The organism is Paenibacillus sp. AGC31 (assembly GCF_057334655.1).
On sequence record NZ_JBHFJH010000025.1, the window covers coordinates 54,512 to 67,793 of the forward strand.

A 13,282-nucleotide genomic window follows, 5' to 3' on the forward strand; every position below is an offset into this window, starting at 1 on the left:
AATCGTTATAGAGGTTGTTCAAGGTACTGAAAACCGACCTTTTTGAACACGCACTTATAGATGATTGCTGATAACGGCAGCTTTCTTTTCGGTTAAGTAGTATACGAGTGCCAGCAAAGGCATCACCAGACCAATCAGAGTGGTGAGACTCCAACCCCCATGCGCATAAGACCAGCTGCCAAGTGATGATCCAATCGCGCCTCCGATAAAAAAGATCGACATGAAGATCCCGTTTACCCGTCCTCTTGCTTCACTTAATGAATAGATAATACGCTGCCCCAGCACCAGATTACCCGAGACCGCCATGTCGAGCGTGATGGCAACGATCACAAGAAGTACAAGGGTAGCGGTAGAGTGACCCTGGAACAGATAGGCGAGCCCAAAAGAACCAGCCGCGATAACCATGGCGAGTCCGGTTAATATGCGGGTAAAGCCTTTATCCGCCCATCTTCCGGCAATCGGTGCTGCAACGGCGCCTCCGACGCCAGCCAATGCAAACCATGCAATTCCTTGCTGGGACATGCCATACTCATTGGCGAGCTGCATGGGAACTGTAGTCCAGAACAAGCTGAAGGCGCCAAACAGGCTGGCCTGATAGAGGGCTCGGCGGCGGAGCATGGGAAATGTTTTTAACAGGGAACCTAATGACAGGATTAATTGTCCATACTTCATCGCCGGTTGGGGCTGACGTGCAGGAAGTGCGCGTGACAGGAGCAAGGTTAACAATACGATAATGATTGCGGAGAAAACAAAGACCGCTTGCCAGCCGAGCAGACTCGTAATAAAACTTGCGACAGGGCGAGCCAGCATAATGCCCAGCAGCAGGCCACTCATCACATTACCGACCACCCGTCCGCGTTGCTCCTCCGAAGTGAGGTAGGTGGCGTAGGGAACCAGAATCTGTGCAACGACGGAACCAATACCGATGAAGAGGGAAGCAGCCAGAAATAATATGGCATTGGGAGAGAAGGCGGCGGCAATCAATGCAACGACCAGAATGATGAGGAAAAAAGTGATCAGCCGCTTATTCTCCAGAATGTCACTGAGCGGTACGATGAACAGCAGGCCAATTACGTAACCGATCTGTGTTAACGTCACAATCAGTCCGGCAGCAGCAGAGGAAAGCCCTGTTGTCATGCTGATCGGTCCTATAACCGTCTGAGCATAGTACAAGTTTGCCGCAAGTAGCCCGCATGCCGCGGCCAAAAGTAAAATCAACCAGCTTGGAACCGGGGTTGTCTTCACATCGTTTTGCAAATGCATGATTATCATCCTCCAATTTTTATGTTAATGATCCTTAGTGCCCTAATGGTTCCACTCAAACCATGACCGATCAGGCGTCCAAACCTTTGCGGTACTTTTATGGATTCACTAATTACTAAACGCTTCGTTTACTAATTACAGACATATAATAAACTAAACGTTTAGTATTGTAAATAGGCGATAGGAATTTTTGTATTTCGAAGTAAGGTAAGAACGAAATTGTTTAATGTATCGGTGTTTTAGTATAATGAACGTACAGTTTTTATGTATTAGAGATGCATTTGTTACACCAAGGAGGGCTTATGATGACAGCCAAAAGAGGGCGTCCCCGTAATGTGGAAACCCAGAATGCAATTCTTGCAGCTTCCTATGAATTATTATTGGAACACGGCTTCGGAGCGGTTACGATCGAAAAAATTGCTGAACGTGCTAAGGTGAGTAAAGCAACGATATATAAATGGTGGCCCAATAAAGGAGCTGTCATTATGGATGGGTACATGTCTGCGGCAACCGCAAGATTGCCTGTACCGGATACAGGATCGGTATTTGAGGATGTGCGCATTCATGCGAGCAATCTGGTTGATTTTTTGATCAGCCGGGAAGGAAAAGTGATCACACAAATTGTTGGAGAGGGTCAGTCTGATCCAGGTCTAGCAGAAGAATACCGAACCAGATACATCCAACCTCGTCGGCGTGAAGCGTGGGGAATTTTTGAAAAAGGTGTAGAACGGGGAGAGTTGAAAAAGGATTGTGACATCGGACTGTGCATAGACCTCGTCTATGGAGCGATGTTCTATCGCATGTTGGTAACTGGCGAACCGTTAGATACTGAATTCGTGCAGCGTTCGTTGGTTTCCTTGTTTGAAGGTATTAAATCTTGATCATAGAGAAGGACATGTTGGGGGAGGGAGAGGGCGATTCACAAGTATCGCCCTGGGTGTGGGTGCAAAAGGCTTGTGGATGAATGGAGAATGTGTGGAGAATTGAGAACTACACCTGGAAGATCGGTGAGATGGCTGGGGGCCATGAATCAGGAGAATGCGATGTGGAAGTGGGAAGAGACTGGTTCAAGAGCGGGGGTTCATTCCATACCGAACTGGGCAGTTCGCGGCGTAATACAGGGGCAACTTCCTTGGCAAAACGCTCTACTTGCTCCAACTGCTCGCTATGCGTCAGTCCATCTACGCTGATGCTCAGCACCTGATGTCCGTAAGCGGCATGATAGTCCAGAATTTTCTCAATGACCTGCTCCGAACTGCCGATTAACGCGGGACCTCGTGCAATGTTATCTTCCAGATTGGTAAAGGGCGACTGGTTATGTTGTGCGGCAGCGGTGGCATGGAACGCTTCATAATATGGCTTATAGCGGCGAATGGCTTCTTCACCCGTATCCGCAAGATAGAGGCTGCCGGCACCAGAGCCAATCACTGCTTGCTGCGAATCATGACCATAATAATCGAGGCGCTCCCGATAATGATCAATTAACGCTTTATATTTGGCTTGCGGGTGAAAAGAATTCGACGTGAAGAGCGGCTCGCCATATTTGGCAGCGAGTTCGGTCGAGACCGTGCTGGACGCGCTACCATGCCAGATCGGGATGGATTGCTGAAGCGGCCTGGGCCACGTGGTCACTCCCTCAAGCGGAGGGCGATACGTTCCCTGCCAGGTTACATTTTCTTCAGACCACAGCCGTTTTAGCAGATGGTAGCGTTCATCGAGTGAGTCCCATTGTTCCTCTTCGCTTATGCCAAACAGCGGATAGTGCCGAGGGTCATTGCCTTTCCCGATGATCATCTCCAGCCGTCCGCCCGATAATTGATCCAACGTGGCATAATCCTCGGCAACCCGGACTGGATCAAGTATACTAAGAACAGTGACGGTGGTTAGTAACCGAATGCGTGTGGTTGCTGCGGCTATTGCGGTTAATACGACAGGTGGCGAGGAAGATAGAAAAGGCGCACCGTGTCGTTCACCGATTCCATAGGCATCGAAACCCAGTCGTTCAGCCAGCTTTGCCTGCTCTAATATATTGTGGAATTTCTGCTGAGTTGTCAGAGCTTCCCCGGTAACGGCATTAGGCAGATTCATCATGAGACTAAACAAGGCAAATTTCATCTGACCTTCTCCTCGAACTGAATTGATAGTATCTGTGTCGTATAATCCTATTGAAATAGTGGGATATGTAAGTTGGATTAAATGTATCACGTTCTCACGGATTCTTCTAATGGATTTTTTCTATAAGCAGGAACAGCAAAGCCTCCTTGCATAAATGTGAAGGAAATTGCCACGATTTTTATTGACCGCTGTAAAATTTAGGATTAAAATTGTGCATATCATATAAATTCAAAATTATGGATTTTCATTGTGGAGGTGGGATACATGGAACCTACAACTACGATACGCTCATATATTGAGGACTACATCAGGAAACAGGGGTACACCCTGCAGTATTTTGCCGATATATCGGGAGTTAACGCTGGAACGCTTAGCGCAATTATTAAGGGGACTCGGCCCATCGCTATGGCGCAACTGGATCTGATTACCCAAGGCATGAAGCTGGAAGAGGGGTATTTCTACGAGATTTATGGGGCTGAATGTTTCGTGGAATCAGCACCTCATTGGAGGAGACTGGAACCATTCCTGCAACGCTGTGCTGAATTGGACAAGCTGGAATGTATTCATAAGGTTATCCAGGAAGTGACGGATGATCGCTCGTATATCTCGGAGTTGTTCGAGATGGCGGAAGGCATGCTTGAACGTGGACAGACGAAGGCTGCACGGATGTTGTACGAATGTGTGGCGGAGTGTGAGAAATATCAACACTCGGAACGTCTGGCTCTGTGCCAGTATCGCATCTTCACGTTATCTCTCGGTCAGGACCAGCATGAGAATCTTCGTGCAGCCGTACATTTTGAACCATTTATTAATCGGCTGGATGAGGAACGGCAGTTGGATGCGATAAAAGACCTGGCGAATACATACTTGGCTCTAAGATACTGGGACAAAGTATTCGAGCTGGCTGAAGATCTGGAGCAGAAAACTAACTTTCTTAACTCTTATAAAAAAAGAAAATCGGAAACTCAAAGGATTAGCACTTATCCTACCTTCGTATACTCCGCGTATTCCAATTTGCTGAGGGCAGCAGCATGTGATGGACGAGAAGAATATCCTGAAGCTCTTCACTATACAGAAGCATATTCAAAATTAACTCGAATTGATAATCCAAGTGACGAGGAACTTAAGTTTATTGATAAGTTTAATGGATGGGCACAGGTCAACAATTATCTATATCGCCTTATGATGGGGGATAAAGATGTAATCCATCCGTATGTTCAGTACATTGAGAAAGACGAAGCTGAAATTTTGCCTGCGTTGGTCAAAATAATGGAAGCAGCTAACAATCACGATATGGATGTTGATTTTGTTCTCGATAAATTTGATCCATATATAATGATGTATTCTAATACTTATGGTTATGTTGGTAGTTATAATGAACTTATAACCAACGGCAGATACATTCAATTTCTTAAAGAATTAACCATCTATCAACTAGACAAAGGCAGATTTGAGCAAGGGTTTCAGCATTTATTACATTGTCTAGCTTCAGCTAAAAATATGAAAAGCGAATCTGTGGTTATACAATGTGTAGGCTTATTTGAGAGATTTAGAGATAGAGCTTCAACTGAAATGAAGAACAAGTATAGAAACTTAATTGAGGAGGTTTATAGTAATTATGAGAAAAAAAGCAGCTTTGATAGTAGTTTTGTTTAGTGCTGTTTTATTGTTTACACTGTATCCTCAGCCTAGTGCAGGCACTCCAGTGTTATATAGTACACATACACATGGTGGTGGCGGAGTGTAGTAGGTTCAGGAGTGAAGTATAAGAGTTTGAAATGGTTTATTTCCTATTCGGAAGTAAGCCTTTTTGTATTGATAACGTAGTTGAAAATTCTATTATCCATAACGAAAAGGGGATTTATCATTGCAGATTGATATTCAGAAGCTTTACGACAAATATATAACGTTGAACATCCCTAATCCATTCACTTTAGAGCAAATTCATGATCGACTAACCAAGGAATACTACGCTGAGAAGGTGGATTTAGAAGAGTTTTCCGACTTACGCAACGACCCATATGCCGGATTTGATCAGGCGGTTGCAGCTTATGTATTTAAGGATGAGAGGGGAACCAAGCAATTAATTAGCCTGAACAAGGATGAAGATATCCATGAGCCACTGGAATTCGCATGGATAATCAATTCCACTGTGCGAGGATTTTCTCTTCTATTAACTCTTGAAATCGATGTGTTTTATGGGATGGAAGAGAGTGAGATGACTCTTGGCAATCAATGTTTTGAGGAATATCTGATCCTACTCTATTTAACAGGTTACATTGAGTTTGAGAATGACTCCTTCATTAATCCATTGCGTGCTCGTTATCGAGAGGGCTACAGACTTCGTTATTTTGGTATGCAGAACGGTGATGAAAATTACCTATACAAATAGATTACTTTTCGATAAATTTATTAACTATTCTCGCGAGAGAAAGGTGCAAGAGATACTTAGGGTAAAATGGATAATATGTCCATAACGCACTTTAACGGTAAAGGATTCGCGTATTCTCGAATACGATATGTAGACATGTTATAATTTTCTTTGCCCACATCTTGTAGAAAAGAAGAGACGTCAACTCTCTATGCAAATTGCTTGATGTTGAAAGTATCTCTATGTAAATAAATATTTTATTCTGCAAAGGAATATAATATGAATTTTTTGGCAATGTATCCTAAAATGTTATACAAAGAGGGGGTGCATGCTGTGAGTGAACCGGTACAGATCACAGATAAAATCGAACGGAACAGGCAAGAGTTAAGTCGTTTGGCGGAGAATCATGGCATGCAGGACAACAAAGTCCTCCGACAGTCCATGGTACTGGACGAGCTTATTAATGAATATAATCGATTCAAATATAAAAGCCATCTCAGGAACAGACAACCGATTGCATAATGCAGTCGGTTTTTTTGTCTAAATAGTGTTCTATAGAAATAGCGTAGTCGACTGTAGCGATACAGTCGGCTTTTTGGCGTTCACCCTGAAACCTATGCGGATAACTTGAAATTCCGTACCAATTCCAGGATTGGCAGGATAGCGGATGATCATTAAAACTGGATATGATGGCCCCAGTTATATCCAGATTGATCTGTGAAGGGGGCTCATACAATGATCGGAGAGGGAGGGATGAACGGAAATGATGGACAAGGTACACAGTTATTTCGGGAAAAACGTAAACCTGCGCACCAAGTTGCTCCTGTTGTTCCTGGCGCTGACGTTGCTGCCGCTAAGTTTGCAGGGAGTGATGAACTACAAGCATTTCTCGCAGACGATGGATCGCAAGACCGAACACTTCACCATTGATATGGTTCGCCAGATTAACGCCAATCTGAATCGGCTGCTGAAGGACTTTGAGCGGTTGTCGCTCTTGCCGCTTTACGATCAGATGGTGCTTGGCATTCTGGACAAATACAACGCTTCAATGGGGTCGGGTACATGGGCGAGGTCTGAGGATTATCTGAAAATGAAGCTTTACACATCGGGTCAAGCTTATGACCGGCCAGAGATTCGGGGAATTCATCTGATCAGCAACAGCGGCATTTTGTTCTCCAATCTCGATTCGCTGGCGGTCAAGCCGGTATGGGACAGCAGGCAGGATGATTGGTTTGCAGAGCTTGAAGATTCGGAAGGGACATGGCGCCTGCTTCCTCCGCATCATCCCAGCTATTACACGGGTGGTCAGCAAGAAACGTATATATCGGTGGGCAGAGTGCTTCGAGATCCGGGTACGCTCCAGCGACTGGGTTACATTCTGATTGACATCCGTTTGGAGGCCTTCGGTCAACTGTTATCCAATCTGAATTATGAGCAAGATGCAAGCCTGATGATTGTAGACAGCAAACAGCGTCTGCTGTTCGAACGGACCTCGACCGGAGGAATGTCTGCGTACGACCAGTTGCTAATGCAGGGACAGCTTCAAAGCTATGCAGGAAACCAAAAAGTTGTTCTGGATGGGCAGCCCTATCTCTATGTACAACACCATTCCAGCTATTCTGGGCTTTCGGTGATCAGTCTTACACCTATTGCCGTGATTCAAAAGGAGTCGGGTGAGATGCTCACCTTTACAATATGGTTCGCAGTGTTATGTATGGCGGGTATAGCGATTCTGGCGGTTCTGTTATCCTATCGTATCACCCGGCCGCTGATTCGACTGAAGCACCACATGATTCGGGTGGAGCAGGGAGATTTTAGCCAGCGTGTAGCACACTTCAGCAGTGATGAATTCGGACAGATTAGCCGGGGTTTTAACCGAATGATGGAAGAGATTCATCGACTGTTCAATGAGGTGTTTCTGCTGGGCATTCAAGAGCGGGAGGCAGAGTTGTCAGCGTTGCAAAGCCAGATGAATCCCCATTTTATATACAACACGCTGGAGTCCATTAACATGATGGCCATTCGTCAGAAGCATGCTGAGGTATCGGACATGGTGACGGCGCTTGGCAAGTTGCTGCGCTATACGATTGATAAGGTGGACCGGATGGTCCCACTTGGGGAAGAACTTGCTTTTGTACAATCCTATGTACGCATTCAGCAGGTACGTTACGACGGCAAGTTAGAGATTATCTATGACATTGAAGAAGCAATAACGGAGTATTTGATTCCCAAGCTGGTACTGCAACCGCTGGTGGAGAATGCAGTCTACCATGGCATTGAAGGGCAGGAAAATGGAGGAGTAATCTGGGTATCTGCCTTGAAATTCGACCACGAACTGCTGATTAGCGTGCGAGACAACGGTAAGGGTATGGCTCAGACAAAGATTGACGAGTTAAATGAGTCCATATCAAAACAGCCTTCCAATGAGGCATTACGTTGCCATGCCGGTGACAGTTTGGGGCTTAACAACATTGCTCAGAGGCTTCGCCTCATGTATGGAGAAGGCGGCAGCCTAAGCATTGATGGAAGTCCCGGGCAGGGACTGGTGGTCACGATATCCATTCAACTTCTACCGAAAGGGGATTGAAGCGCATGTATAAAGTATTGCTTGTAGAGGATGAGACGGTCATCCGTCAGGGACTGAGGGAGTTGATCGTACAAGTGTCTTCTCAGTTTCAGGTAACGGGCGAAGCGTCGAACGGTACCGAGGCGCTGGATTTTCTGAGATGTGAGGTGCCGGACGTGCTAATCACGGATATCCGCATGCGTGAAATGGACGGATTAACTTTGGTAAGCAAAGCCAGAGACATGTACCCTGAATTGTTAATGCTCATCATTAGTGGCTACGGCGAGTTTGAATATGCACGCAGAGCGATGGAGTTTGGGGTGTTGAACTACCTGTTGAAGCCAATCGATCGTTATGAACTGGCATTATCCATACAAAAGATTCAATTGCTGCTGGATCGCAGATACGGTATAACAACTCTTTCTATCCCTGAGCCATCTGGGAAAACAGAACACGCTGGCGGAGATACACGGAAGATTATCCGAGATGTGAAGGAGCACATCAAGCAACATCCCGATGGAGATCTGCGACTTCAGACGATAGCAGATCTTGTTAACTTGAACCCTACTTATTTAAGCCAGTTGTTCAAGAATGAAATAGGCATCAATTATTCCGAATACATCACGGAGGCACGTATGGAGCGGGCCAAGTGGTTGCTGATCAACACGGGTCTCAAAGTCTATGATGTGGCACGGTTATCCGGGCATCAGAGCCCCAAACACTTCATGCTGGTGTTCAAGCAGCAGGTGGGATGGACCGCAGGAGAATATCGAGACCGATTCAGTATCTCTTGAAAAACCATACCATTTCTGTAGTTGACGTGATTTATGAGGGAACGATGCTTTCGTTATACTTTGGTTGCACATGTATACCACGACGTCCATAAGGGGGATTTCCATGAAAAAAGCAGGACTGATACTGGTGTTTGTACTCATGATGATGGCTTCAATCGCGTGCACAGGCTCCAATTCCAGCAGTGAACCTGACAGTACGGGCGGGGAGAATGGTGAGGTCGAGCTTAAGTTCATGATGTGGGGCAATCAGGCGCATATGGATGTATACAACAAGTTGATCGATGACTTCACAAAGGAAAATCCAGGCATCAAAGTAACGATGGAATCCGTACCTTTCGCAGAATACCAGCAAAAAATTTCGGTGCTTGCCGCCGGAGGCTCCCTTCCCGATCTCGCCTGGGTATCGGAGCGAATGGTGCCACAATTCAAGTCCAACCATATTCTGGCCGATGTATCCGAGTTCAAGGATGATGCACAGTTTAAGCTGGATGATTATATTCCAAGTACATTGGATTTGTTCCGTGATGGTGATCAACTGCTGGGGCTACCTTTCTCTACACCTCCGGTGGTCATGTTTTACAATAAAACGCTGTTTGACCAAGCCGGTCTGACTGATCCAAACTCACTTGCCACCCAAGGAAAATGGACATGGGAACAGTTCGAAGAGTCCGCCAAAGCCATTACCAGCAAGGATGCGACCAACCGAGTCTATGGTGCCAACTTTTTTCGCGACTGGAAGACCTGGGCGGTGCTTTCCTCCTACTCCTGGTCCAATGGAAGCGGTCCATTCGACGAAGGCATGACAACGTTCACCTGGAACGATGCCTATGGCGTACAGACCTTTGAATTGCTGGAACGCATGATGTTCACCGATGAATCACACCCGAAGGCAGGCGAACAGGTCAGCTTTGATGCGGGCAATGTGGGCATGTTCTTTGATAATTACAGCTATGTTTCCAAAGCAAGGGAGATTACGGATTTTGAATGGAGCATCGCTCCCATGCCTTCCGGCTCTCAAGGCAGTGTGCCGATGCTGGGGCAGGCCGGATATGCCATGCTCAACGACAGCAAACATCCAGAGGAAACGAAGAAACTGTTGAAGTATTTTGCCAGTGAGCAGGGGATTCAGGCGACAGCCACCTACTTTGTGCCTCCGCGTACCTCTGTTCTGAACTCAGATGCATTCATTCTTCAGCCGAATAATCCGAGCAAAGAGCATATCGTGCAGGCGGTCATTGATGAAATGCCAAAAGCGCGCTTAATCCCCGGTCATATCCGTTGGCAGGATATTGACAATGCGGTATTGCAGGGATTTGACCGACTGTTTGCCCGGACGGCGACAGCTGAGGATAACCTGAAACAGATGCAGGAAGAGATCCAAAGTGTGTTGCAACCCTAGATCATTCGATGAGAAAGAGGAGGAGAGGGAGGATGGGCAAATTCAAAGAATTACTTGAGCGGAAACCGCTGTCGCTGGTGGTCAGCCTGCCAGAGAACGATCTATCTTTGGCCCGGGCAGCCATGGAAGAGGGCGCTGATGCACTGAAGGTGCATTATAATGTCGGTCATCGCGCCAGCGGGAATCATTTTGGTCCATTAGACATGTATGCCGAGGTGTTTCGGGCGATCCGCAGTGAGTTTGGTGGTCCGCTTGGGGTCGTACCTTCTGGCAGTATTGATGGAGCAAGGCGAGAGGATGTGGAGAGGCTTTCCGGGCTGGGTTTTGATTTCTATTCCATCTATGCACATCACTTGCCTTCCTTCATGTTGAATGACTTGGGGCTGGACCCAACGTTTGCGATCAATGAGGAATACGATGCTTCCCTCGTAACATCAGCAGCGCACTTCGGCTTCACCGCTCTGGAGGCATCCATTGTACCTGGAAAAGAATATGGTGCACCGCTCAGCTTCGCGGATGTGCTTAAGTATCGCCGTCTGGTCTTGCAAGCCCAGGTACCAGTATTGGTTCCTTCCCAGCGAAAGCTGGTGCCGGAGGATGTTCGGGTGCTGCGCGATACCGGGGTAAAGGCAATTATGCTTGGGGCGGTCGTGACAGGCAACACGGAGGAACAGCTGCGAAGGGCTGTGAATGGGTTTCGCAATGCGGTGGACAGTCTGAACCGTCCGGATTATATAAGTTGAACTAAAGAATATTTACACTTGCCACTCCGATGCCAGAACAACCTTCCGATCGCTGTTATCCCCAGATTTTTTTTGAATCCCATATATAAAGGGAAAATCCGGGGATAAAGGCGACCACTTCGCTTCTTCAGGTTTTTTCTGTCCTCTACGTTCTTGTGTAAATGTATAGTTCACCTTATATAGAATCGTCGCAGAGTTCAGCTTCGGAGGAAATTGGATTAAAAGGGGGGGCCTGATTGACCCATTCACGCAAGCGCAAAAGAGGGGGGCCGCTCGCCAGAGAGGCCCAGATCGCAGGTTGGCTGTTTGTATCGCCGATGGTGCTTGGGTTTACCCTGCTGCTGTTATTTCCCATGGGTCTCGCGTTATACATGAGCCTGACCGATTGGCCGCTGCTGGGGGATCATCATTTTATTGGATTGGAGAATTACCGGAATATTATGACAGACGCGATGTTCTGGAAAGTGCTTGCCAATACGGTCTATTTCACAGTGGGGCTGGTGCCGCTTAATATTGTGCTCGCCCTGCTGCTCGCGTTGTTATTGTCCAGAAATCTGCGGGGCATCGGAATTTTCCGAACAGCGATCTTTGTTCCGGTCATGACCTCGTTGATCGTATGGGCCATCGTGTGGAAGCTGATGTATGCGACAGAGTCGGGATTGATTAATCAGCTTCTGTTGATGGCCGGCATTAAGGGTCCGGCCTGGCTTTACAATCAGGATCTGGCGATGCCTGCGGTGATTGTGACAAGTGTGCTGAAAAATGTCGGTCTGAATATGGTACTGTTCATTGCAGCCATTCAGCAGGTACCGCGTTCACTGTATGAAGCAGCAACATTAGACGGGGCGGGTAAAAGGGGAACCTTCTTTCACGTCACGCTGCCCATGATCACGCCAACGGTGTTTCTGACTGTAGTCATGACCGTGATTGGTTCACTCAAAGTATTCGGGCAGATCTATGTGATGACACAGGGCGGGCCGAGCAACAGCACCAAGGTATTGGTTTATTATATCTGGGAAAAAGCATTCAAATTATTTCAGTTTGGCTATGCTTCTGCTCTGGCATATGTACTGTTCTTGATCGTGCTAATTCTGACGCTGCTGCAATGGCAGCTCCGAAAGAGGTGGGTATTCAATGAAGGCGATGCCTAGTCCTTCGGGGCGGAAGATAGGAAGTACTCTGGGGACGTATTTGTTGCTGACTCTGATCTCGCTCATTATGATTGTGCCATTTATCTGGATGATATCGACATCATTCAAGGAACCCCAGAGCATATTCACCTATCCACCGCAGTGGATACCGGATACTTTCCGATTTCAGAACTACATCGATGTCTTTCGATTGATTCCGTTTCACCGTTTTTATTGGAACAGTATCTACATTTCTGCGTTGGTTGTGCTGGGAACGGTATTCTTTGCATCTCTCGCCGGTTATGCATTCGCCAAAATCCCGTTTAAGGGACGGAATGTGGTATTTCTCATTCTGCTAAGTGCGATGATGATTCCCCATGAGGTGACGGCCATACCGATGTTTCTGTTCATGCGGCAACTGGGGTGGATTGATACCCATCTCCCGCTGATTTTACTGCCGATCTTTGGTGCGGGTGGTGTGTTTGGCATCTTTGTGATGCGGCAGTTCTTCATTACGGTGCCAACGGAACTGGAAGAAGCGGCGATGATTGATGGTTGCAACCGATTCCGGATATATGCGCGAATTATGCTGCCCATTGCCAAGCCGGGTATGGCTACGCTGACGATCTTCACGTTTGTGACGATCTGGAATGAGTTTTTTGATCCGTTAATCTTCATTAACTCGCGTGATCTAATGACGCTGCCGCTTGGATTATCCCTGTTTACAGATGAAGTGGGTACAGCCTGGCAATATCTGATGAGTGCCACCGTCATGGCAACCTTGCCACTGCTTATTGTTTTTTTCCTGGCACAGCGGCGCTTCATTGAGGGGGTTGCCATGACGGGATTGAAAGAGTAAGCCTTGCAATACGTGCAATAGAATGGAAGGAGGGACAACATT

Annotated in this window: 12 protein-coding genes; 10 read left to right on the forward strand and 2 right to left on the reverse strand. The window is 46.8% G+C overall.

Going from position 1 to position 13,282, the window contains the following annotated elements; genetic code table 11:
- Positions 1-54: 54 nt before the first annotated feature.
- Positions 55-1,263 (reverse strand): MFS transporter, encoded by a 1,209-nt coding sequence (locus tag ACE04G_RS10465; protein WP_221823821.1) that lies wholly within the window; start codon positions 1,261-1,263, stop codon positions 55-57.
- Positions 1,264-1,568: 305 nt separating this feature from the next.
- Between ACE04G_RS10465 and ACE04G_RS10470 the strand changes: the two genes are divergently transcribed.
- A complete protein-coding gene (locus ACE04G_RS10470; RefSeq protein ID WP_221823956.1) occupies positions 1,569-2,144 on the forward strand; it encodes a TetR/AcrR family transcriptional regulator in 576 nt (191 codons plus the stop codon).
- Positions 2,145-2,253: 109 nt separating this feature from the next.
- Here the strand turns inward: ACE04G_RS10470 and ACE04G_RS10475 are convergent, their stop codons facing one another.
- The gene (locus tag ACE04G_RS10475) at positions 2,254-3,378 is read right to left on the reverse strand and encodes an LLM class flavin-dependent oxidoreductase (RefSeq protein WP_449004297.1); all 1,125 of its coding nucleotides are present in this window, start codon (positions 3,376-3,378) and stop codon (positions 2,254-2,256) included.
- Positions 3,379-3,642: 264 nt separating this feature from the next.
- Here ACE04G_RS10475 and ACE04G_RS10480 point away from each other — a divergent pair, with 264 nt between their 5' ends.
- From ACE04G_RS10480 to ACE04G_RS10520, 9 genes are all read left to right on the forward strand, one after another.
- A complete protein-coding gene (locus ACE04G_RS10480; protein ID WP_449004298.1) occupies positions 3,643-5,034 on the forward strand; it encodes a helix-turn-helix domain-containing protein in 1,392 nt (463 codons plus the stop codon).
- A 211-nt stretch (positions 5,035-5,245) separates the two neighbouring features.
- Positions 5,246-5,770 carry a pyruvate kinase gene (locus tag ACE04G_RS10485; protein ID WP_449004299.1) on the forward strand — a complete coding sequence of 175 codons (525 nt, stop codon included), beginning with the start codon at positions 5,246-5,248 and terminating at the stop codon, positions 5,768-5,770.
- Between the two features lie 312 nt (positions 5,771-6,082).
- The gene (locus tag ACE04G_RS10490; protein WP_036616818.1) at positions 6,083-6,271 is read left to right on the forward strand and encodes an aspartyl-phosphate phosphatase Spo0E family protein; all 189 of its coding nucleotides are present in this window, start codon (positions 6,083-6,085) and stop codon (positions 6,269-6,271) included.
- A 241-nt stretch (positions 6,272-6,512) separates the two neighbouring features.
- A complete protein-coding gene (locus ACE04G_RS10495) occupies positions 6,513-8,336 on the forward strand; it encodes a sensor histidine kinase (protein ID WP_449004300.1) in 1,824 nt (607 codons plus the stop codon).
- 5 nt (positions 8,337-8,341) lie between these two features.
- Positions 8,342-9,109, forward strand: a complete 768-nt coding sequence (locus ACE04G_RS10500; RefSeq protein WP_449004301.1) for a response regulator transcription factor — start codon at positions 8,342-8,344, stop codon at positions 9,107-9,109.
- A 103-nt stretch (positions 9,110-9,212) separates the two neighbouring features.
- The gene (locus tag ACE04G_RS10505) at positions 9,213-10,508 is read left to right on the forward strand and encodes an ABC transporter substrate-binding protein (RefSeq protein WP_449004302.1); all 1,296 of its coding nucleotides are present in this window, start codon (positions 9,213-9,215) and stop codon (positions 10,506-10,508) included.
- A gap of 32 nt (positions 10,509-10,540) precedes the next feature.
- Positions 10,541-11,251 carry a hypothetical protein gene (locus ACE04G_RS10510; RefSeq protein ID WP_449004303.1) on the forward strand — a complete coding sequence of 237 codons (711 nt, stop codon included), beginning with the start codon at positions 10,541-10,543 and terminating at the stop codon, positions 11,249-11,251.
- A gap of 236 nt (positions 11,252-11,487) precedes the next feature.
- Positions 11,488-12,402, forward strand: coding sequence for a carbohydrate ABC transporter permease (locus ACE04G_RS10515; RefSeq protein ID WP_449004304.1), 915 nt, complete (start codon positions 11,488-11,490; stop codon positions 12,400-12,402).
- On the forward strand, positions 12,386-13,240 hold the full coding sequence (locus tag ACE04G_RS10520; RefSeq protein ID WP_036616638.1) for a carbohydrate ABC transporter permease: 855 nt from the start codon (positions 12,386-12,388) through the stop codon (positions 13,238-13,240). Before ACE04G_RS10515 ends, ACE04G_RS10520 begins: the two co-directional genes overlap by 17 nt.
- Positions 13,241-13,282 lie beyond the last annotated feature (42 nt).